This is a genomic window from Bacteroides sp. HF-4919, from assembly GCF_018860125.1.
The window spans coordinates 26,370-47,823 of record NZ_JAHKNF010000015.1 but is presented as its reverse complement, the minus strand read 5'-3'; the positions used below and the strand labels follow the sequence as shown (position 1 = coordinate 47,823).

Below are 21,454 nucleotides of genomic sequence, written 5' to 3'. Positions count from 1 at the left end.
AAGGCATAAAAATCCGCATGCAGGAACACGCTACATGGATCTCCCCTGCTACACGTTTCTGCATGCGGTATAAAAAGGTATTGTCGATAACTCTACAACGAATTCAATATTTTGTTCGCCTTATTCACCGTTTCAGCAGCCGGCACTTCCGGGAAGTCCTTCAGTTTAAAGGTGGATAGCATTTTTTCCAGCTTCTTAAATCCGTTCTTGTTTTTCTTATCCGTAAACTCTTTACGTAAGATTGTTATCTTCTCATGAGCCTGAACGCCCTCGATAAGTTTCTCGAAACGGATGGAAGAACGTGCTCCCGGATAAACCAGATAAGTATCACCACCGGCCCAAGCCTCAAAACGTGAGTCGAGCAACGGCTCTTTCGGCCAACTGTTATATGCCCAACGCAGGTAACCGTCGAGGTGATCTTTAGCAGAATAATAGCTCATCCAGGCAGCCTCGGCAGGATCGGAGAAAGTAAAGGTATTCGGGAAAGCTTCTGTACAACAGGTGTAATAAGTTGTAGGCAACTGCTTTTGTGCACGGCGTGCCAATACCTCTTTCGGATAAGAAGCGCCGATAGGAATACAGTAATCGTAAATATCAGCCTCCAATTCTTTATGGAAATTTCCGGCCAGCGAAACTTTAAATTCCGGATCAGCTTTACGGATCACCTGCAATGTTTTCTGCATTACCTCCATCGGGCGTTCGTCCATGGCGATGGCACAAATGTCGAACCAGCCTTTTTCACGCAAATGTTTAGAGAATGACTTCAGCATAGCCACCCACATCTCTTCGTAAGCTTTCTCGCCCGGAGCAGTCTTGGCGTATTGCATACTGTTTGTAGCCTGATCGAAGTACTGGAATGACAATTTCCACGGAACCATTGAATAGCAGTTGATTTGCTTGTCAATGCCTACGCTCATCATCATCTCCACCCACTTGTCGAACACACCATAGTCGAAAGCCCATGTGCCATCAACCTTTTTCGTCCAGGTAACCATCGATTCAAAATAGTCATAAGTCTGTCCGTTCCAAGGTTTGTGCATGATGGTAGCCGTAATAATCTTCTGTCCGGCATCCGCCAGCATCTTCATCAACGGACGCATGGCATCCATATGTTCCTGACTCCAAAGCGGAACCTGATAATAGCGTGCCACGGCAAACGGGCTCTGCCACAAATCCAGATGATAAGCCCATTCGGACGGAGCGGGCAATACGCGGGAAGAGACTTTAATGTCCATCTTGAGGGTAGACAGCCTCTGGTCTCCGTCTTTCACCTCAACGGTGCCGCGATAAACTCCCGGAGACACGGTCTGGGGTATCTGGCAATTGATCCAGATAGCTTGGGTACTCTTAGCCTCCATAGGCATGGAAGTCAGCAAGTGGTCAATCGGATCGGCCACCAACAGAGAGTCGTAAATAGAATGATCCGGACGATAGCCACAGGCACCGCGTCCATCCTTATTCAGTTCATCCGTCATCACATAGCGGACAAAACCTCCGCTGAAGGCACTTGCCGGAAGCACGTCGCCCTTGGAGTTTTTAAATTCGGAAAGAGAATAATTCAACCCTTCCAGATCGGTACCTGTCCAGACAACAGCCTGAGCATGGAGTTTCTCGCCACGCCAGCCTTCCAGTGTGACGCTTTTCTGTGATTGAATCATGGGGACAACATGTTTTGCATACCGGGTATCGGTATTTCCCCATTGCACCTGAGGAGTTTTGACTGCCGCCCACTCCTTCCCGGAAGGAGTAACCGGATCGGGTAACTCTTTGTAAGATTGAAGTGGGAACGGAGCCTGTCCGGTCGGTATTCCACATTGTGTCACTCCTTGCTGTGCAAGAAGCGGGCCTGTACTAACCAGGCAAGAAAGCAAAAGTGTCGTGATTCGCTTCATGGTTTCATTTTTTAAAGGTATATATTAAGATTGGTTTTCATTACATAGGATCTACATCATAATAGACAATCAACGATTTAAACCGTTCGTCTTCTATCATTTCCCGTTGTACACGCAAAAGTAATTCACGGGCGCGACTCATTGGCGCATTTTGTTCTATTTTAACAACTATTTTCCGTATAAACAAAGTCTGGATACGGGCAACGGGAGGCTTATCCGGCCCCAGTATACGGTTTCCGAACAATGCGCGCAGCTTTTCGGCCATGGTATGTGCCATCACATCCAGCAATGTCTCGTTCCGGTTCTTCAGATAAACATACACCATCCGGTAGTAGGGAGGATAATGGAACATCTGTCGTTCGGCCAATTGTCCCGCTACCATATCCTCGTAATCGTTCGTCATCACCTGACGGATGATGGGGTGATCTATACTTTTGGTTTGCAGCACAACCCTGCCCCGTTTATTTTTTCGCCCGGCACGTCCGGCAACCTGTGCCATCAACTGGAAGGCACGTTCGTACGAACGGAAATCGGGATAATTCAACATCGTATCCGCATTGAGGATGCCCACTACACTGACATGATCGAAGTCGAGTCCTTTTGATACCATCTGGGTACCGATCAGTATATCAGTCTTCCCTTGCTCAAAATCTGCAATAATCTTTTCATAGGCCGACCGGGTACGGGTAGTATCCAAGTCCATACGTGCCACAGAAGCTTCCGGAAAAATCAGTTTTACGTCATCTTCTATCTTCTCCGTACCAAAGCCCCTGTGCATAAGTTCGACTCCCTCGCAAGCCGGACACGAACGGGGCAACTGGTAGGTATACCCGCAATAATGGCAAGTCAGCTGATTGATGCCTTTATGATAAGTCAGGCTGACATCACAGTTTTTGCATTTAGGCACCCATCCGCAAGTGCGGCACTCTATCATCGGGGCAAAACCGCGCCGGTTCTGAAATAGAATCACCTGCTGTTTATTATCAAGCGCCTCACGGACGTATTGCAATAACAAGGGGGAGAATTGCCCCGTCATCCGCTTTTTGCGGTGTAATTCCTTGATATCTACCGGAATAATTTCCGGAAGTTGAATTTCTTTATATCGTTCTTTCAACTCCACCCATCCGAATTTACCGGTAGTGGCATTCTGCCAGGTCTCCACCGAAGGAGTGGCAGTGCCTAACAACGTCTTTGCCCCATACATCGAAGCCAGTACGATAGCGGCATTGCGGGCATGATAGCGTGGCGCGGGGTCCTGCTGTTTATAAGTGTTCTCGTGCTCTTCGTCCACAATGACCAGTCCGAGATTCCGGAACGGGAGGAATACCGAAGAGCGCACCCCCAGAATAATGTCATATCCTTCTTCCGTCAATTGCTTCTGCCAGATCTCAACCCGTTCGGCATCGGGAAACTTGGAGTGATAGATCCCCAACCGGGAGCCGAACACCCGTTTCAGACGTTCGGTAATCTGAGTGGTCAACGCAATTTCGGGTAACAGGTAAAGCACCTGTTTCCGCTGACGTAAAGCATCTTCTATCAGATGGATATACACTTCAGTCTTTCCGCTGGAAGTCACACCGTGGAGCAAGCAGACATTCTTCTCTTGAAAGCTCCGCACAATTTCATCATAAGCCCGCTGCTGATGTTCGTTCAGAACGTTCAGTTCCACCGTTTGTCCCGAGATACGGTTCAATCGGCCGATTTCCCGTTGATAGACTTCAAAGACCCGCTTTTCTACCAATCCGTTAAAAACGGCAGGAGAAGCGGAAGCACGCTGCAACAATTCCTTTTTCGATACTTCCTTCAACGTGCCGTCCCCCAATACCCCGGAAAGCTCGACGTACTTCATCAACAGTGCCAGTTGCTTCGGGACGCGTTCTAATTTATCAAAAAGTCGCCGGAGATTCTCCTCGCCCGAAGCGTCGGCCGTCAGCCGGACCCGGACTTCTGTTTTGGGTTTATAGGTACGGCGAAGTTCCTCTTTTACAAAAAGGGCTTCCTTATCGAGCAAGGATTTAATAACAGTAAGTATGTTTTTCAGACCACTCTCCTTTTCAAGTTTGGTGACGCACTGCTCAGGATCTTTTGCAAGCAAGTCAAGTATCCGTTGTTCCCGTTCGGGAAGGGGAGCATCGGCTTCAAAGTCAGGGTTGTATTCAACAATTGTCTCGCTTTCCAGTTTTAAACCGGAAGGTAACGCCGCTTTGTAGACATCGCCCTGTGTACAGAGATAATAATCGGATAACCATTCCCAAAACCGGAATTGTACAGGGAGCAGTATCGGAGAGGTATCAAGTACGGCGGAAATCTCTTTGACTTCATATTCGGTCGGCGCATAATAGTGAACATTGCAAACAATGGCTGTATAATACTTTTTCCGCCCGAAAGATACGACTACCCGGCAACCGATTTGCACCTCTTCTGCTCCTTCGTCCGGAAGGGAATAAGTGAAGCAACGGGGAAGAGGCAAAGGTAATATGACATCTACATACTTTTTCATCGTGAGGACAAAGATACAAAAAAATCCCCGACGCAAACGCCGGGGATTTGTATATCATCAGATGATTCTGATTTCTTAGAAAATATAAGCAGCAGATATCTGCCACATTTTAGTCTTATAAGAAAAATCAGCCTCTTTCCATTCCGCTGTTTTATTCAACGGGATATTATAATTGGCTCCTATCTGCAAATGCCTCAGTAATTTCACACCGGCACCTACATTAATACCTATCTGTGCGTTCTTTTTATTCAACCGACCAAGGTCCTCGTAATTCTTATCGCCTGAGAAGTTAAAATAAAAATCCGGACCGGCTGCCACGTAGATACCCAATGCACTACCCAAGCCAATAGTATACTTCAAGTTAATTGGAATATCGAGACCATTCTGTCTGATAGACTCATCACCTACTTTGACACCTCTCTGAGAGAACAAAAGAGCACCGTCAACCCCCAAACCTACCAGTGGGATAGTAACCTCAGCCATCGGGCCGATAAAGAAACCGGTAAAGTTGTCTGTTTTTAAATCAGACTTATTAAAATCAGCTTTTGCCAGGTTTACACCACCTTTCACACCAAACTTGATAAGTTGTGCCTGAGCAGGCATAGCCATACCGATACATACAGCTATCATTAAAGCACTAATAATCTTTTTCATAACTAAGTTGTGTTTAAAATTCGGGACAAAGATATAGTTTTAAATTAAAAAAACATTAAATTCGTTTGCATATTTTCAGCAAAGCGCTCTATTCTATAACATTACTCAACAGCATTTTGTTGTTTCAATCCCCAATATAAAGGACTTGCCGTTTTCTCAATAAAAAGATCCATCTTTATCATCTAAGGGAACTATATACGAGATGTACAACTGGTATATCGGATTTTTTAATAATAGACCCACAACCTCATAAAGTAGCAGCAAAATCCCGGCAAGAAGAAAAAAACACCCTTACCGGAACAACAAATCATAAAACGATTTACCTTTGTAGTACATTTAAGGAAAGATGCCAGAGTGATCGAATGGGCCGGACTCGAAATCCGGTGAACGGCTTGTCTGTTCCGTGGGTTTGAATCCCACTCTTTCCGCACAGGCTTGCAGGTTCCGATTAAGAAAAAGAGCCTTGCAAAAGCCCGTTTCACCACAGACTGTGACACCTCCCCCTTCTCTATGAAGACCGTTTCCCTATCCCTTAAACTGTATCAGCATCAGGACAGGATTATCATCTACTTTCATTCCCGAAACAATCTTTTTCAGTTCACCACTCAACTCACCGGCTTCGTAAGCCTCCACCAAATCTTCCGACTTCAGAATGACTAAAGCGCAATCTTCGGGATAACGATAAAACATGATGCCTGAGACCGGTTTCGAAGTATCTTCACGATTCTTGAAAATATAGCGGAAAACCTCCTGGGTACGGCGATCATAAAGCCATTCTTCATTTTGCAAATCCAGATGATCAATGCTGTTCATAGGTATCTCCATCGGTTGCTTGGTCAAAAAAAGATAGGGTCCCGCCACTCCTTTCAAAAACAAACCATACTGGTTCCCTTCTTCATTATGTGAAGGGGTCCGGACCAGCAAAGGTTTTAAAGCAAAATCCGGCTCCATCGTAAACAAAGTATCCGAGTCCGCATTGCCTATGTAGAACCGGGAACCATTGCAAATAATCGATGGCTCATGCATATAGCCATACAGATGCGCTTGCTCGTTGATGATTAATTTAACTTGCACACATTTTTTCTGCACATAGCTCAAAGAATCCAGCTGTCCGCTCTCGGTAGAGACAAGGAGGTAGGGATGGAACCCGGCATCCGAACCTGCGGAAGGAGTGAAGTCCCGGGAGGCAATCAGATATTCGGGAGAGAAAAGATACATCTGGTTCAACCATATATTTTCGGGATAAGGAAGCGAACGCTTGAACGTGCCATCCAGCGAATAGACGTGAATTTTTTGCCGGTTCATCTCTTTCAGATAAAGTTCGCCATTCTCCCAGTTTACGTCTACCGTCGCAATATCTTTGTATTCTCCCGGACCATTTCCCACCCGGTGGATGCGGGTAAGGGCTTTTCCCTCCCGGCTGAACAGACAGACATCTTCACTCTGATGACCTATCGTCACGATATATTTATCGGACACTATCGCGGCAACACCATTGAACAGAAAGTCATCGGTAGTTTCTAAAGGAATATATTCCACATCGGCAATGTCTTGCAGAACAATCTCTTTTTCAGGGTAACTTTTTGTCATGTCGACAACGGATAAAGCCTGAGTCTCCGCCCGCTTCGTCCCCTGGCATGAAACCAACAGGTACAGCACCAGAAAGTAAAAAGGGAATTTTTTCATAGTATCATCATTAATCACACCGGCAAGATAGAAAAAAAATACCGGATTCAGCTCTCAAACTTCAGAAAATAAAAAAAGAAGTTGTACCCCAAACCGTTGCAATTCTCCTATCCTCCCTAAACGGAAGAAAGAACTGTAACCGGATTGGGATACAACTTCTTAAATATGCTGACCGGATTCCCCGGATCAGTTGTTAGGCTTAATATCGAGTTTAACCGGATGAATCATGTTTTCCGGCTTCAGGATCGTATCAAGGTCTTCTTTCGAAAGAATGTTATGTTCCAACACCAGTTCGTAAACTCCCTTACCGGTCTCCTGTGCCTCTTTGGCAATTTTGGTAGAATTCTTATACCCGATGACAGGGTTGAGGGCCGTCACAACACCGATACTGTTGTGAACATCTTTCCGGCATTTCTCCTCATTGGCCGTAATGCCGTCTATGCACAAAGTACGCAGTGTATCGAAGCCATTCATCAGCAAATCGGCAGATTCAAAGCAACACTGTGCCATAACCGGTTCCATCGCATTCAGCTCCATCTGAGCCGCTTCGCCACTCATAGCCACGCAAAGGTCGTTGCCTATCACTTTATAGTCGATCTGGTTCATCACTTCGGGGATAACCGGATTTACCTTACCGGGCATGATAGACGAACCGGGTTGCATGGCAGGCAGATTGATCTCACCCAACCCGCAACGCGGACCGGATGCCAGAAGACGCAAGTCATTGCAAATCTTATTCATTTTTACAGCTATACGACGCATGGCTGAAGAATACCCCACCAGACAGGAAGTATCGGAAGTAGCTCCTATCAGATCGTCGGCCAAACGGATATCCAGCCCGGTAATCTTCCGAAGGGCCGCGATGCATTTGGTAGCATATTCCGGTTCGGCGGTAATTCCGGTTCCGATGGCAGTAGCTCCCATATTGACTGTCAGGAAGTCCTGTGCAGCAAAGTCCAGATTCTTAATTTCATCTTGAAGGATGCTGGCAAAACCATTGAATGTCTGCCCAAGCGTCATCGGCACCGCATCTTCCAACTGTGTACGCCCCATCTTGATCACATGTGCAAACTCTTCTGCTTTTCTCCGGAAAGCACCGATCACTTCTTTGAAATGCTTCACCAGTTTCAAATGGGTATAATACATACCTATATGGATGGCAGTCGGATAGGCATCGTTGGTGGACTGCGAACGGTTGACGTGGTCATTGGGCGAACAATATTGATACTCTCCGCGTTTATGTCCCATCAGTTCGAGGGCACGATTGGCTATCACCTCGTTGGCATTCATGTTGGTGGTAGTTCCGGCTCCACCCTGAATCATGTCTACCGGGAATTGGTCGTGATGTTTGCCTTCCAGAATTTCTTTACATGCATGGAGAATGGCATTTGCCTGTTCTTCAGTCAGCAATCCAAGTTCAAAGTTAGCCATAGCGGCTCCCATCTTGGTAATGGCCAGTGCATTGATAAATAAGGGATACTCACAAAGATGATATTTGCTAATGCGGAAGTTCTCTATTCCCCGAAGGGTTTGTACGCCATATAAGGCGGTTTCGGGTACTTCACGTTCACCTATTAAATCACTCTCTGTACGAGTTGCTTTCGATAATTCTTCTTTCATAATATATCTTTATTAACAATTATAATCTTAACTGTGTTTATAATAACCAAACTTAAGCAATATTGTTTTGAAAGCAATCATATTCACTATTTAGTTAACATACTTTAAACAAGGAGTAATTTACGTATAATAAAGCAAATACATGTATCATATTGTAAATAGCATCCGATTGAGAGATATTTTATAAAATCTCCTTCACAATGAAAAAATATGCAAACCAGCAAAAACCAATTAACTTCTTTTTTGTTGATTACCATATCATTTACCAATTCAGAGACAATTTATTAAATTATCTTTGCCAAAAAATTAAAAAAGAAAGATATGATTTTACAATTGGCTTTTGTACTGACAGCTATTATTATCGGTGCCCGTTTGGGAGGTATCGGACTCGGAGTAATGGGCGGCGTAGGTTTAGGAATACTGACTTTTGTCTTCGGACTGCAACCCACAGCCCCTCCGATCGATGTAATGTTGATGATTGCCGCGGTTATTTCGGCCGCATCATGCATGCAGGCAGCCGGCGGACTGGACTATATGGTGAAGCTGGCAGAAAAGTTATTGCGTAAAAACCCGTCACACGTCACTCTTTTGAGTCCTATTGTGACTTATCTGTTCACCTTCGTCGCCGGTACGGGACATGTTGCCTATTCCGTACTGCCGGTGATTGCCGAAGTGGCCACCGAAACAAAAATCCGTCCGGAACGCCCGCTGGGCATTGCCGTTATCGCTTCTCAGCAAGCCATCACGGCCAGCCCCATCTCGGCAGCCACAGTTGCCTTGCTCGGACTTCTGGCAGGTTTTGACATTACTTTATTTGACATTTTAAAAATAACGATCCCCGCTACCATTATCGGTGTGTTGGTAGGTGCACTGTTCTCAATGAAAGTGGGCAAAGAACTGGTGGACGACCCGGAATATCAGAAGCGATTGGCAGAAGGGTATTTCAACTCTAAGAAAGTAGAGATTAAGGACGTACACAACAAGCGCAATGCAATGATCTCGGTTCTGATTTTCATTTTAGCAACGGCCTTCATCGTATTCTTCGGTTCTTTCGACGGTATGCGCCCCACCTTCCTGATAGACGGAGAAACCGTTACATTAGGGATGTCTGCCATTATTGAAATCGTAATGCTTTCGGCAGCTGCGCTTATCCTGATAATTACCAAGACGGATGGAATCAAAGCAACACAAGGTTCTGTTTTCCCGGCAGGAATGCAGGCGGTAATCGCCATCTTCGGTATAGCCTGGATGGGTGACACATTCCTGCAAGGCAACATGGGGCAACTGACAGAATCTATCGAAGGATTGGTTCGGCAGATGCCGTGGTTATTCGGAATAGCTTTGTTCGTAATGTCTATCCTGCTTTACAGTCAGGCAGCCACAGTACGTGCACTGATGCCACTGGGCATCGCCCTCGGCATTTCGCCGTATATGCTGATCGCCATGTTCCCGGCCGTAAACGGATACTTCTTCATTCCGAATTATCCGACAGTGGTTGCTGCCATCAATTTCGACCGTACAGGAACAACCAAAATCGGTAAATATGTGTTGAATCATTCGTTTATGATGCCCGGATTGGTATCAACCGTTGTAGCTATCGTACTCGGATTGCTCTTCATCCAGGTATTTTAAAAATACGAACTATCTATTTTTTAACCTAAATAACAGTTGAGTCATGAAAGAACTAAAAAGACTAAGCCTTGTAGTGGTTACACTACTGCTTTCCACAATGATGGCCTTCTCACAGAAGCCAAACATTCACATCCTTGCTACCGGAGGAACGATTGCTGGGACAGGCGGCTCGGCAACCTCTACCAATTACACAGCCGGACAAGTAGCAATCGGTACACTGCTGGATGCAGTACCCGAACTAAAAAACATTGCCAATGTGACCGGTGAACAAATTGTGCGCATCGGTTCGCAGGACATGAACGACGAAGTATGGCTGATACTTGCCAAAAAGATCAACCAGTTGTTGAAACGTCCGGATATCGACGGCATCGTTATCACTCACGGAACAGATACAATGGAAGAAACGGCTTACTTCCTGAACCTGACCGTCAAAAGCGATAAGCCGGTAGTGCTGGTAGGAGCCATGCGTCCTTCCACCGCACTTAGTGCCGATGGTCCGCTGAACCTTTATAACGCCGTAGTCACCGCAGGGGCCAAAGAATCTGTAGGCAAAGGCGTACTGGTAGCCATGAACGGATTGATTCTCGGGGCAGAAAGTGTATTAAAAATGAATACAATCGATGTACAAACCTTCCAGGCACCCAACTCCGGAGCGTTGGGCTATATCTTCAACGGAAAGGTATTTTACAACCAAGCCCCACTGAAAAAGCATACCACTCAGTCTGTGTTCGACGTAACCAACCTGAACTCTCTGCCTAAAGTAGGTATCGTTTATAGCTACTCAAACATTGAGGCAGATATGGTAACCCCACTTCTACACCACGATTATAAGGGTATTATCCATGCCGGCGTAGGTAACGGAAACATTCACAAGAACATTTTCCCGGTACTGACAGAAGCCCGTAAGAAAGGAATACTCGTTGTCCGTTCATCCCGTGTACCGACCGGACCTACGACACTGGATGCCGAGGTGGATGATGCTCAATATCAATTTATCGCTTCGCAGGAATTGAACCCGCAAAAGTCACGTGTACTGCTGATGCTTGCACTGACCAAAACCAACGACTGGAAGCAGATTCAGCAATATTTTAATGAGTACTAACCGGGCATCGGACCGATAAAACCTGAACACTTATGAAGAAATTAATGGCAATGCTGCTCCTTGCGGGCAGCATTCAAGGAGTATATGCACAAAAGGCAGAAAAGAAGGAAATGTTTCTGGAAAACAAATCGTTGTACGAAGAACTGGCCAACGTGCAAAAAAAGACGGATAAGTTCAATCTGTACCTCAATATGCAAGGTAGTTTTGACGCTAACTTCCGCGATGGTTTCGACGAAGGAGTATTCAAAATGCGTCAACTCCGCATCGAAGCAAAAGGCAATCTCAACAGCTGGCTCTCTTACCGCTATCGTCAACGCCTGAACCGTTCGAACGAAGGAGGAGGAATGATCGATAACATCCCTACCTCGATAGACTATGCCGGAATCGGTGTGAAACTGAATGATCAGTTCTCTTTCTTTGCCGGTAAGCAATGTGCCGCTTACGGGGGATTTGAGTTCGACCTGAATCCGATCGACATTTACGAATACAGTGACATGATCGACAATATGAGTAATTTTATGACCGGACTGAACGTCGGTTATAATATTACCTCCACCCAGCAACTCAACCTGCAGATTCTGAATAGTCGTAACAGTTCGTTTGACAAAACATACGGAATCACCGAAGATTCGGAAGGCAAATTGCCGGATCTCAAATCGGGGAAGATGCCACTGGTCTATACCCTGAACTGGAACGGCAACTTCAATAAGGTATTCAAAACCCGCTGGTCAGCCTCCGTCATGAGTGAAGCCAAAGGCAAGAACCTCTACTATTATGCAGTGGGCAACGAGCTGAATCTGGATAAGTTCAATATGTTTGTCGACTTCATGTATTCGCAGGAAGGCATCGACCGCAACGGTACTATCACCGGAATCGTGGGTAATGCCAGCGGACACAATGCTTTCAACGCCGGTTACTTATCCGTGGTGACCAAGCTCAACTACCGTTTCCTCCCGAAATGGAATGCTTTTGTAAAAGGTATGTACGAAACCGCTTCGGTTACTAAAGCAGCTGACGGCATTGAAAAAGGTAACTACCGTACTTCCTGGGGATACCTGGCCGGAGTAGAGTTTTACCCGATGAAGACCAACCTGCATTTCTTCCTGACTTACGTGGGACGTTCATACGACTTCACACATCGTGCCAAAGTACTGGGACAGGAGAACTACAGTACCAATCGTTTGTCTTTAGGTTTCATCTATCAGTTACCGATGTTCTAATACCAATAAAATAGTCCCGATAAACCGGATCGTTTATCGGGACTATTTATTATTTTCAATTCATTCGTTCGTATCAATACTCCTCTTCGTTAAAGAAATCAATTAGCATTGATTTTCAATTTATTGTATAAATTACATCGTCGTTTAGCCAAATAAACTGCGCCATTAGAGACGGTCTGAGGCGATAGAAAGAATGGGCGGACAAACAAATTATTAGTTGGTATAACACTACAGCATTTAGAGTCCTATTCCATGATAAGCATTAAATAGGAATATAATTGACGTTTTTATCATATTTTAGCGAGCCAAGGCTATATATCGCCTGTTCTATCAAGTATATTCTCTGAATTATTAGTATCTTTGCCTCTATATTTGAAAAAATTCATTGGATATAGAGCATAAATTACTGAATCGAATCAAAGTCGTCCTCGCGGAGAAAGATAAGAGCAATAAATGGCTCTCCGAACAATTGGATAAAGATCCTGCCATACTACTATGATTTTTGCAAATTATTTATGATAAAATAGGTTTATATCTCTCATTTCTTTTGATGACCGCAAACATCCTCGCCACGATTTTTGCTCGTAGGGCATTGATTACGGACATCTTGTTTTTGCCTTCGGCAACTTTTCTTTCGTAATACTTCTTCAACTCACCTCCAATCCGGTGCGTTACAGCCACGGCAGCCAAATGCAGCAATCTTTTCATCACCTTGTCTGCCCGGTGTGATACCCTTGCTTTCGAGTGTTGGGAACTTCCGGAAGAATAAGAGAAAGGTGCTACTCCGGCATAACAGTTGAACTTCCTCGGATCATCAAAACGTGTAAAGGCTTCCGTTGCGATTATCATGTTGGTTGCCACCACACGCCCCACGCCATCTATGGACATCAACAGTTCCCTCTGCCTGAATAGTACCGGACAAGAAGCTATCACTTCATCCATTTCGTCAGTAATGGACTGTATGGCTTCCTCCAAGTCGTCCATCAATGCCTGCAAACGCTTCATCTTGCGTTCATACAGGGATTTGGGCATATACTCCTTTTGGTCTTTCATCTGTCCTTTATATTTGGCAAAATCCGTCACATACAAGGTGCGTTCGGATTCAAGCTGTTTCAATCTTTCAATATCCTCCGTGGGACGTTCGTAATAGCGCACTTTGTCTTGAAAACGGCTGGCATAAATGGCGATACGCTTGGCATCCACCTTGTCACTCTTTCCCCGTTGTACACCGGAAGAGTATTTGATTTCCGCTGCATTTTCAAGCCATAGCCTACATTCTACTGCTTTGCAGGCACAAGCCAAAGGGAACGTGTACTGCCCCGTATGCTCCGCACAGACAAGCATTTGACCGCTTGCTATCCCATAATCCTCTTCCAAATGATGCAGCAACGACATGATCGCGCCTTGATGGTTGCTTGTTTCTTCTTCATGTACAACCTTTCCCTCAAACATTACGCAGAAGTTCAGCTTCTTTTTCAACACGTCCACACCGATAAAATAAAAATTTTCCATTCTTTTGTCTTTTACTGATTTAAGAAAGAAAGGGCTTGAACTTAACCCAATTACCTTAACAATGGATGCTAACCTACTATCTGGGTCTGGATTCAAACAAGCAGGAAGTCCGCTTATGGCAATGAAGCTCGCAAACTTCTTAATTCTAACTGGTTCACTTTCTGCATTCTTTCTTTGTATCACAAATTTATCCTTTCTATTTTATCTGTAATCTTCAGATGCAAATCTAAGGTAATATTCAAATGGGTTACAAACACAACTCAGCCTAATGTGGAGACGCTAATTCAAATATCCAAAGTATTGGGTGTCACTGTGGATGAATTATTGAGGACGGAATAATAAGTTGATGGAAACAGAGAAATTATATAAGTATCTTGATTTCAATGATGGAGTGATGATGTTGCATTATAGTAATCTTCAATTTACCAATGCTACGCAGTTGAACGACCCGTTTGACTGCCACCCATCGTTAATTGATTTCTCCAATGTTCCGAAAGAAGCATGTGGAGGATGGACTCCGGAAATAATTGAAGAATTAAGAAGAGATCCATTTCGTAGAACCAGAGAAGAGGTGTGGATATGTAGCCTTTCCAAGATACATGATTCAATCTTGATGTGGAGCTATTACGTAAGCATAAAGGTGTCTGCATCGGTTTGGACATGGAGAAAGTTCGAAAATACCTTTTTTGCATGTATGGCGGAATTATGATTGGTTGTTCCGAAGTGGAAGTCCAATATAAAGATATTGTAGAGAAGCCTGATTATTTCAGGGATGCAAAAGATTTCTTCCATTATCAATTATCCACAAAGGCAAAGGCTTGGGAGCATGAACAAGAGGTCAGGCTATTTATTTTAGACCCTAGTCCTACATATATGGCATTATTACCTGGTCAGAATGATGATAAAGGTCCGATTGCTTGGAAGGAAGTACGAGCTTTTCCTAAAATCGGAGGAGAGTGTTTCGAGTCCGTTTATTTGGGAATCAATATGAATGCAGATGAGAGATCAAAAATAATAAGTGTTGTCCAGAAACTGAATTCAGACATTAAGATTTACCAAATGGGGATTGATGCAAATGCTTTTAAATTAAATACAGAACTGATAAAATAATAGAATGGCTAAGAAACAGAATAAACCGGTAAAGGAAGAGACCCTTGAAACGATACTTTTCAACTGTCGTAACAGTCTGCGTGGGCGTGCAGCCATGACAGATAAACGCGACTTGCTGTTGACTCTTGTATTCCTGAAATTCATAGGAGAACGGTTCAAACAGCAAAAGGAGAAGATCAGGTATGAAATAGTGGAAGTGCAGGGCATTGATGATAAGGATTTCATTGAGTTGCAACTTTCGCGCCCCAACCAATATATGTAGGACGGAGTGTTTTTCCTAACGGATGAAACATTTTGGGACAAGTTGATTCTTACCTTGCCTACTGGTATGGCCATAAAATCGTTGGACGACAACGAGCCTAAGCTGAAAAATGCCCTTCCGCAGCAGATTTTCACAAAAACAGCTCTTGAACCGGGCGTTTTGAAAAGCGTTGTGGATGAAATAAACAAGATAGATCCTCAGAAATTTAATGACCATGACCTCATAGGACGTGTATATGAGTCTTTTTTACAGGCTTTCTCAATCAACGCAGACAAAGAGGAAGGGGAATTTTACACTCCGCATTCTATCGTAGAGCTTATCGCGTCCCTTATAGAACCTTTTGATGGGACGGTCTATGACCCTTGCTGTGGTTCCGGCGGTATGTTCGTTCAAGCTGCAATATTCATAGAGGCTCACGGCGGAAATACTAAAGCTGTCAATGTGTATGGGCAGGAATCCGAACCGGCCACCTATCGCCTTGCAAAGATGAATTTAGCTATCCGAGGCATCTCTTACCATTTGGGGGATAGAGCCGTGTCCACTTTCTCTGATGACCAGCATAAGGAACTCAAGTTTGATAACACCATGGCTAACCCATTAAAGAAATATGCCGAATATGGAGGTTTTGAGACTGATCCTCGATGGCAAGGCTATGGAGTCCCTCCGACAAGTAATGCCAACTATGCGTGGATTCTTCATATCCTAAATAAACTGAATGTCAGTTGCGGAATTGCAGGATTCCTGCTTGCCAATGGTGCTTTGGGTGATAGTGATACGCAGGGAATACGCAAACAGCTAATCGAAAGCGACAAAGTAGAAGCGATTATCGTTTCGCCGCGAAATATGTTCTATTCTACCGATATATCATCTGTCACCCTTTGAATTTTGAACAATAACAAGAAAGGCGGTCCATGGCATGGCAGACAACTTCGCAATCGTACGGGTGAGATTCTGTTCATCGATTTGCGAATCTGGAACAGTAATATATACGAAAAGAAATATGTCCGTCTGGCAGAAGCGGAAATAGACAGAGTGCGTCAAATATACTTCGGTTGGCAAATCGAAAATTTTGCCGAGTATGCCGAGCCAGAATTATACTATGCGGCGCATTGTGACGAAATTCAAAAAAAAGGATATTCTCTCGTACCTTCAGATATAGATCGCGATACGGAAATAGACTATAAGTCCGCTCTTTCCGAGATGAGTGATAAATTTGATGCGCTGAAGAAAAGATGGGATGCAAACGAAACGGAACTTGTAAATGCTTTCAAAATTTTAGGGTATGGAAAAGAATAAAATACAGCATCTCAATATTACAACCGACAAGCTCTTTGATGACATTCGGAACATCATAGAACAAGGTCGGAGACAGGCATACGCAGCAACCAATCAGATTGTGCTACTTACCTATTGGCACATTGGGCGGCGAATCGTGGAGGAAGAGCAGCATGGAAAAGCCCGTGCACAATATGGTACTCGGTTGATTAAAACATTAGCAGAGCAACTAGTACCTAAATACGGTGCGACATTCTGCAAACGAAATTTGGATTACTTCCGCCAATTTTATTTGTGTTTCAATGATTTGGAGCGATTATACAGGTTGCAGACCCTAAGGCCAGAGAGTGGTATGTAAAAGAGGCATCGGAACAGATGTGGAGTGTGAGGACACTCAATCGCAGTATCGGCACGCAATACTATGGTCGCCATATGGCCTGTGTAAGGGAGGGATTAGCATTGCCTGCACCGGACATCGAATCTAACGATCCCTTGGAATATATAAAAGCCCGGTAGTTGCCGAATTCTTGGGATTCCGTAAGGATAGCAAATATGACGAGAGCCAGTTGAAACAAGCCTTAATAGACCATTTGCAACAATTTATCATGGGGCGTGGCTTCGCTTTTGTCGATAGGCAGAAACATATATCAATAGATACAGGTGATTTTTACATAGACCTCGTGTTCTATAACATCAAGCTCAAGCGTTATGTACTGTTTGAATTGAAAACACGTCCTCTTACACATGCGGATGTGGGACAATTGGATATGTATGTGCAGATGTATGATGATCTTTTCCGTAGGACGTTTATAGTACTGCACCTTGTCCTGAAAACGGCTGGTATAGAGGCGATGCGTCTGGCATCTACTTTGTCATTCTTTCTTCGCTGCACACCTGAAGAGTATTTGATTTCAGCAGGGTTCTCAAGCCAAAGCCTACATTCTACAGCTTTACAAGCACAAGCCAAAGGGAACGTATATTGCCCGGTATGCTCTGCACAGACAAGCATTTGACCATTATTTATCCCATAATCCTCTTCCAAATGGCGTAGCAACGACATGATTGCGCTTTGATGGTTGGCTGCTTCTTCTTCATGTACAACCTTTCCCTCAAACATTACGCAGAAGTCCAGCTTCTTTTTAGATACATCCACTCCGATAAAATAAAAATTTTCCATACTTTTGTCTTCACAAATTTTCAGTAAAGAAAGAGCTTGAACTTAACCTAACTACCTTAACAATGGATGTTAATCTACTATCTGGGTTTGGATTCAAACAAGTAAGAAGTCCTCTTATGGCAATGGAGCTTAACTCTTCCTAATCGTAATCGGTTCACTTCTTGCTATCTTTCTTTCACAAATTTATTCTTTCTATTTTATCTGTAATCCTCAGATGCAAATCTAAGGTATCGTCAAGGTGAAGCACATCGGAAAGATAAAGGTCGGCGTGAAGAGCCTGCTTTTGCACTCCGATGTGGAACGTGTCATGGCTGAGAGGGACAAACAACCGTGAGCAACCGCCATTACCGGAAAATTATTTCAAAATGATTGTCGTGGAGTTATTCACGGCTGTTTCACGTTGTTCCTTTACCACCATAAACACGGGGACACCTCCGAAAATGTATAACCAGTAAAACATCATCAATATGAGTAAATGCAAGACAGTCACCTTGCGCTTGCGCAAGGTGAAGAACGGGACACAGTATTCTCTGTGTCTGGATTATTATCCCGGCTACCGTGACAACATCACCATGAAAGTGATTACCCGTGAAGCTCTGGGGATTTATATCTTCGCCAAACCTGCCAACCAGCAGGAACGCGATTTCAACGCACGCATGATGAAAAAAGCGGAGATATTGCGTAACCGGCGTTATGAGTCCATCTTCAACGAGAACAACGGCTTCTTTGACAAAGCCAAGATGAAAGGCGATTTCCTTGCCTACTTCAAGGGGGTGGCAGACAGGAAAAATATCACGTGGCAGCACGTCTATAAACATTTCGAGCGGTTCGTGAACGGCAAATGTACCTTTGAGGAGGTGGAACCGCAAGTTCATGGAATATCTGCTTAACCGCCCCACAGTCCATACACACCAACCAAAAGTTGCATATAAATTCCGTAACAGGTTACTGGTCGGCTTTCCGTGCCGTTCTCCACGCCGCCTACCGTGACGGGAAGATTAAAGAGAACCCCAACGGTTTCTTAGACCGCATCGAGAGCATCCCCACCATAAGGGAGCATCTGAGCCAAGAGGAACTGATACGGCTTGCCGAAACGCCCTATGAGGAAGAAGTATTGAAAAGGGCATTCCTTTTCAGCTGCCTGACCGGGCTGAGGAAGAGCGACATCAAGCAGCTCACTTGGCAACAGATACAACCGTACACCAACGGCAAGATGTTTGTGACCACCCGTATGCAAAAGACCAAGCAGATTGTACACAACCCCATCAGTGATGAAGCCTACGGGTTGCTCGGAGAACGGTGCGAGGGGCTTATCTTTGCCGGATTCAAGGACAAGATGCTGCAAGGACCATTGAAACGGTGTCTTTTGGCGGCAGGCATAACCAAGAAGATAACCTTTCACTGCACCTGGCATTCATTCGGAAGCCTGCACGTGGAAATGGGTATGGACATGGCTGTCATCCAAGCTTATCTGGAACACAAGAACATTACCACCACGCAGATTTACTCCAAGATGGCAGCGCAGCAGATGTGTGAGGTCGTGGACAAGATAACCTTGAAACGCAGAGAGGCATAAGGCGATTTGAATATTCAGAGAGAGGTTATTGCTTGGAGCTTTAACCACTCCTTTTATTTTGGGTGGTAACCAATAAGTCCTTAAAGTATGATAATTGAGTATGATTTCGGATATTTGGTGAAAAACATTGAAAAAGAAACCGCTAACCAAGGATAATGAGTAACAATTGAAAGAAGACTATTAAATTTGCGAAAACAGTAACAAGTAACAACCAGATAAGACAATATGGAACCGTCCGTAAAGGACAAATATATCATTTTAGGATTCATCGGCTTTGCCATTCTCTTGATCCCATTTATCGCAACGCTGATTGTTGCCAACAAATTCAATCAGGATACTTTTGTAAGGCTGATTGTCTTTGTATGCAGCAACCTTTTAGGCTGGCTGCTCTACTTCTCCTTCTAGACAGTCATCTTCGACGCATACGAAATCTACAAAATCAAGTTCGGCAAGAAAAAGACGCCTGCCACCGAGATCATAACAGTTCAGGAAGAGCCGTCCCAAGAAGCGCATGAGCCTATAACACCGTCATCAATGCCGACAGGTGGAGAAGCGACCCCGAAAATAAAACCGGTAGAGATTGCCATTGCCTCGGAGCTTCACGAGAAGAACCGTGCCAGCTATGAGGACAAGCAGAAGCAGGAAGAGGAGGAGCGTATCCGCATGGTCATGGAATACATCCATTTCGTCATGCCCCGCATTGCAGACCAAGGGACCGTGAACCATATCTGTGGCGAGGTCAACAACTGGATACGCCTTCACAGTTACAAGCCCAAGCCGATAAAGGGACGGCTAACCAAGGATGTTTCAAACATTCCGCTCCTCCATTTCGTGTGGAATATCTCCGAGCGTTTCATGTACAAGAAATACTACACGGGGGACACCGTGCCCGTTTCATCAGCACCCTTTTCCCACGGGAGTTCGCCGATACGGACTTGGCGACCATCAAAAACTTCAAGGTAGAGCCGTTAAAGACACAAATTCCCATAGACGAGCCGGAAAACGGCAAGCCGGATTTCCAGTATCCTGCGGATTATGTACGGGAAGAGTATAGCCAGCCTTTCCACAACCAATAACCGCAAGTATTCAACAACAGATAACTGTCTATATCACACCGTTTCCCGAACAGCTTTGTCCGTCAGTCACGGTTGGGCATCGTTATTCGGGAATTATTTTGCAATGACCTTTCGTGGAGGTGTTCACGGCTGTATCATTCCAGTCCTTTGCGCCAAGCCTTACAAAAGAGGCGAGTACGCAAATGGAAAAAACAGTGATTACATTCAACGACCTCCCGGAGGTTGTCACCCAGCTTCGGGACGAGGTGATGGGCTTGAAAAGCCTGCTTAGAGAGCAGCGCAGTGTGAACAATGCAAAAGCGGTGGACACCCATGTTCCCATGTCGGTGAAAGAGGCGGCGGAGTATCTGGGCATTCCCAAAGGCACGCTCTACATGAAGCTGTCAGAGGGAAGCATTCCTGCCACCAAGCCCGGCAAACGCTATTGCCTTTACCGGGACGAGCTGGACAGATGCTGGAATCCTCCCGGAAGAATCCCGTACCCTTGTCCAATGAGGAACTCAGCGAATCCATATCCTCTTCCCACCGCCACAAGCCTAATCCCCGTAACTGGTAAGAACCCATGGAAGAGGATAAGGATTATATCAATCTGATACATGGCGACCTGACGAGGGCAACCCAAATACAGAACGGTATGCCGGACAGCATCGGCGTGATGAGTATCAAGACCGCCAACTGGACGATACTCGAAGCGTCGCTGCTACCCACGCCCCGTGCGTTGTGGAACAGTTTTGGGTATGAGGGGGAGCTGTCCTGCGTCTTTGCGGATTCCAATGTGGGCAAGTCTATCCTTGCCGTGCAGATAGCCGACCGTATCGCTCGGACTGACAATGTGCTGTATCTGGACCTCGAACTATCCGAAAAGCAGTTCCAGCTCCGCTACACGGGCGAGCACGGAAAGCTCTATACCTTTCCCGACAGGCTGTACAGGGTATCGCTTGACTCTAATTCGTTGCTGGAAGACAATTTCGAGGAAGCCATCATCGGCGGCATGGAGCAAATGGCACTGCAAACCGGCTGTAAAATCTTCATTGTGGACAATCTTACCTACCTGTGCTGCGCCATGGAGAAAGGCGATGCGGCGGGACGGCTGATGATACAACTCAACAACCTCAAAAAGAGATACGGGCTGTCCATCCTTGTTCTGGCGCATACCCATG

Annotated in this window: 17 protein-coding genes, 1 tRNA gene and 8 pseudogenes; 19 read left to right on the top strand and 7 right to left on the bottom strand. The window is 45.0% G+C overall.

The window, feature by feature from the left end; genetic code table 11:
• Positions 1-92 precede the first annotated feature (92 nt).
• The 3 genes from KO473_RS20565 to KO473_RS20555 form a co-directional block, all read right to left on the bottom strand.
• Positions 93-1,892, bottom strand: a complete 1,800-nt coding sequence (locus KO473_RS20565; protein ID WP_005822153.1) for a DUF4091 domain-containing protein — start codon at positions 1,890-1,892, stop codon at positions 93-95.
• 40 nt (positions 1,893-1,932) lie between these two features.
• Complete coding sequence (gene priA, locus KO473_RS20560; RefSeq protein WP_005782144.1) at positions 1,933-4,392, bottom strand: primosomal protein N'; 2,460 nt, start codon at positions 4,390-4,392, stop codon at positions 1,933-1,935.
• A gap of 75 nt (positions 4,393-4,467) precedes the next feature.
• On the bottom strand, positions 4,468-5,046 hold the full coding sequence (locus KO473_RS20555) for a porin family protein (RefSeq protein WP_005782143.1): 579 nt from the start codon (positions 5,044-5,046) through the stop codon (positions 4,468-4,470).
• Positions 5,047-5,386: 340 nt separating this feature from the next.
• Between KO473_RS20555 and KO473_RS20550 the strand changes: the two genes are divergently transcribed.
• Positions 5,387-5,474: transfer RNA gene (locus KO473_RS20550), tRNA-Ser, on the top strand.
• 97 nt (positions 5,475-5,571) lie between these two features.
• Here KO473_RS20550 and KO473_RS20545 read toward each other — a convergent pair.
• Together KO473_RS20545 and aspA are read right to left on the bottom strand one after the other, a co-directional pair.
• Positions 5,572-6,732, bottom strand: a complete 1,161-nt coding sequence (locus KO473_RS20545) for a 6-bladed beta-propeller (protein ID WP_005822156.1) — start codon at positions 6,730-6,732, stop codon at positions 5,572-5,574.
• 186 nt (positions 6,733-6,918) lie between these two features.
• Positions 6,919-8,352, bottom strand: a complete 1,434-nt coding sequence (gene aspA / locus KO473_RS20540) for an aspartate ammonia-lyase (protein WP_005782141.1) — start codon at positions 8,350-8,352, stop codon at positions 6,919-6,921.
• A gap of 321 nt (positions 8,353-8,673) precedes the next feature.
• On the opposite strand from aspA, the gene KO473_RS20535 reads away from it, so the two are divergent.
• From KO473_RS20535 to KO473_RS23615, 4 genes and pseudogenes are all read left to right on the top strand, one after another.
• Positions 8,674-9,984: an anaerobic C4-dicarboxylate transporter family protein gene (locus KO473_RS20535; RefSeq protein WP_005822157.1), complete on the top strand. Its 1,311-nt coding sequence runs from the start codon at positions 8,674-8,676 to the stop codon at positions 9,982-9,984.
• Between the two features lie 43 nt (positions 9,985-10,027).
• Entirely contained in the window at positions 10,028-11,086 is a 1,059-nt protein-coding gene (ansB, locus tag KO473_RS20530; RefSeq protein ID WP_005782137.1) for an L-asparaginase 2, read from the top strand.
• Between the two features lie 32 nt (positions 11,087-11,118).
• On the top strand, positions 11,119-12,306 hold the full coding sequence (locus KO473_RS20525) for a porin (protein WP_005822160.1): 1,188 nt from the start codon (positions 11,119-11,121) through the stop codon (positions 12,304-12,306).
• Positions 12,307-12,697: 391 nt separating this feature from the next.
• A pseudogene (locus tag KO473_RS23615) lies at positions 12,698-12,799 on the top strand (XRE family transcriptional regulator); the annotation flags it as partial.
• Positions 12,800-12,819: 20 nt separating this feature from the next.
• Here KO473_RS23615 and KO473_RS20520 read toward each other — a convergent pair.
• Positions 12,820-13,818, bottom strand: a complete 999-nt coding sequence (locus tag KO473_RS20520; RefSeq protein WP_005822162.1) for an IS110 family transposase — start codon at positions 13,816-13,818, stop codon at positions 12,820-12,822.
• Between the two features lie 174 nt (positions 13,819-13,992).
• Here KO473_RS20520 and KO473_RS20515 point away from each other — a divergent pair, with 174 nt between their 5' ends.
• From KO473_RS20515 to KO473_RS23855, 8 genes and pseudogenes are all read left to right on the top strand, one after another.
• Positions 13,993-14,157 carry a helix-turn-helix domain-containing protein gene (locus tag KO473_RS20515; RefSeq protein WP_371316905.1) on the top strand — a complete coding sequence of 55 codons (165 nt, stop codon included), beginning with the start codon at positions 13,993-13,995 and terminating at the stop codon, positions 14,155-14,157.
• Positions 14,158-14,164: 7 nt separating this feature from the next.
• Entirely contained in the window at positions 14,165-14,527 is a 363-nt protein-coding gene (locus KO473_RS23610) for a hypothetical protein (protein ID WP_005811421.1), read from the top strand.
• A complete protein-coding gene (locus tag KO473_RS23605; protein ID WP_005811422.1) occupies positions 14,509-14,928 on the top strand; it encodes a hypothetical protein in 420 nt (139 codons plus the stop codon). The genes KO473_RS23610 and KO473_RS23605 overlap by 19 nt, the downstream gene beginning before the upstream one ends.
• A 4-nt stretch (positions 14,929-14,932) precedes the next feature.
• On the top strand, positions 14,933-15,190 hold the full coding sequence (locus KO473_RS20505) for a restriction endonuclease subunit M (RefSeq protein WP_005811423.1): 258 nt from the start codon (positions 14,933-14,935) through the stop codon (positions 15,188-15,190).
• Between the two features lie 6 nt (positions 15,191-15,196).
• The gene (locus KO473_RS20500) at positions 15,197-16,072 is read left to right on the top strand and encodes a class I SAM-dependent DNA methyltransferase (RefSeq protein ID WP_224223199.1); all 876 of its coding nucleotides are present in this window, start codon (positions 15,197-15,199) and stop codon (positions 16,070-16,072) included.
• 3 nt (positions 16,073-16,075) lie between these two features.
• Entirely contained in the window at positions 16,076-16,486 is a 411-nt protein-coding gene (locus tag KO473_RS20495; RefSeq protein WP_005811425.1) for a type I restriction-modification system subunit M, read from the top strand.
• A pseudogene (locus KO473_RS20490) lies at positions 16,473-16,981 on the top strand (DUF1016 N-terminal domain-containing protein). Before KO473_RS20495 ends, KO473_RS20490 begins: the two are co-directional and overlap by 14 nt.
• An 11-nt stretch (positions 16,982-16,992) precedes the next feature.
• Positions 16,993-17,478, top strand: coding sequence for a PDDEXK nuclease domain-containing protein (locus KO473_RS23855; RefSeq protein WP_014299517.1), 486 nt, complete (start codon positions 16,993-16,995; stop codon positions 17,476-17,478).
• Here KO473_RS23855 and KO473_RS23850 read toward each other — a convergent pair.
• Positions 17,364-17,642: pseudogene (locus tag KO473_RS23850) on the bottom strand (transposase); the annotation flags it as partial. The gene KO473_RS23855 and the pseudogene KO473_RS23850 overlap by 115 nt on opposite strands.
• Positions 17,643-17,871: 229 nt before the next feature.
• Here KO473_RS23850 and KO473_RS20475 point away from each other — a divergent pair.
• The 6 genes and pseudogenes from KO473_RS20475 to KO473_RS20445 all read left to right on the top strand — a co-directional run.
• Positions 17,872-17,976: pseudogene (locus KO473_RS20475) on the top strand (DNA-binding protein); the annotation flags it as partial.
• 133 nt (positions 17,977-18,109) lie between these two features.
• A pseudogene (locus tag KO473_RS23590) lies at positions 18,110-19,218 on the top strand (tyrosine-type recombinase/integrase).
• Positions 19,219-19,443: 225 nt separating this feature from the next.
• The gene (locus KO473_RS23735; RefSeq protein WP_005811434.1) at positions 19,444-19,623 is read left to right on the top strand and encodes a membrane protein; all 180 of its coding nucleotides are present in this window, start codon (positions 19,444-19,446) and stop codon (positions 19,621-19,623) included.
• A gap of 6 nt (positions 19,624-19,629) precedes the next feature.
• Positions 19,630-20,294: pseudogene (locus tag KO473_RS23845) on the top strand (transposase).
• A gap of 182 nt (positions 20,295-20,476) precedes the next feature.
• Positions 20,477-20,850, top strand: a pseudogene (locus KO473_RS20450) (helix-turn-helix domain-containing protein).
• A gap of 6 nt (positions 20,851-20,856) precedes the next feature.
• Positions 20,857-21,450, top strand: a pseudogene (locus KO473_RS20445) (AAA family ATPase); the annotation flags it as partial.
• Positions 21,451-21,454 lie beyond the last annotated feature (4 nt).

Bases quoted from the DNA above. Each gene is read 5' to 3' on its own strand.
- KO473_RS20505 (WP_005811423.1), top strand. From the start codon at position 14,933: ATGGCTAAGAAACAGAATAAACCGGTAAAGGAAGAGACCCTTGAAACG.
- KO473_RS20545 (WP_005822156.1), bottom strand. From the start codon at position 6,732: ATGAAAAAATTCCCTTTTTACTTTCTGGTGCTGTACCTGTTGGTTTCA.
- ansB (WP_005782137.1), top strand. From the start codon at position 10,028: ATGAAAGAACTAAAAAGACTAAGCCTTGTAGTGGTTACACTACTGCTT.
- KO473_RS20535 (WP_005822157.1), top strand. From the start codon at position 8,674: ATGATTTTACAATTGGCTTTTGTACTGACAGCTATTATTATCGGTGCC.
- KO473_RS23735 (WP_005811434.1), top strand. From the start codon at position 19,444: ATGGAACCGTCCGTAAAGGACAAATATATCATTTTAGGATTCATCGGC.
- aspA (WP_005782141.1), bottom strand. From the start codon at position 8,352: ATGAAAGAAGAATTATCGAAAGCAACTCGTACAGAGAGTGATTTAATA.
- KO473_RS23605 (WP_005811422.1), top strand. From the start codon at position 14,509: ATGTATGGCGGAATTATGATTGGTTGTTCCGAAGTGGAAGTCCAATAT.
- KO473_RS20525 (WP_005822160.1), top strand. From the start codon at position 11,119: ATGAAGAAATTAATGGCAATGCTGCTCCTTGCGGGCAGCATTCAAGGA.
- KO473_RS20520 (WP_005822162.1), bottom strand. From the start codon at position 13,818: ATGGAAAATTTTTATTTTATCGGTGTGGACGTGTTGAAAAAGAAGCTG.
- KO473_RS20565 (WP_005822153.1), bottom strand. From the start codon at position 1,892: ATGAAGCGAATCACGACACTTTTGCTTTCTTGCCTGGTTAGTACAGGC.
- KO473_RS23610 (WP_005811421.1), top strand. From the start codon at position 14,165: ATGGAAACAGAGAAATTATATAAGTATCTTGATTTCAATGATGGAGTG.
- KO473_RS20555 (WP_005782143.1), bottom strand. From the start codon at position 5,046: ATGAAAAAGATTATTAGTGCTTTAATGATAGCTGTATGTATCGGTATG.
- priA (WP_005782144.1), bottom strand. From the start codon at position 4,392: ATGAAAAAGTATGTAGATGTCATATTACCTTTGCCTCTTCCCCGTTGC.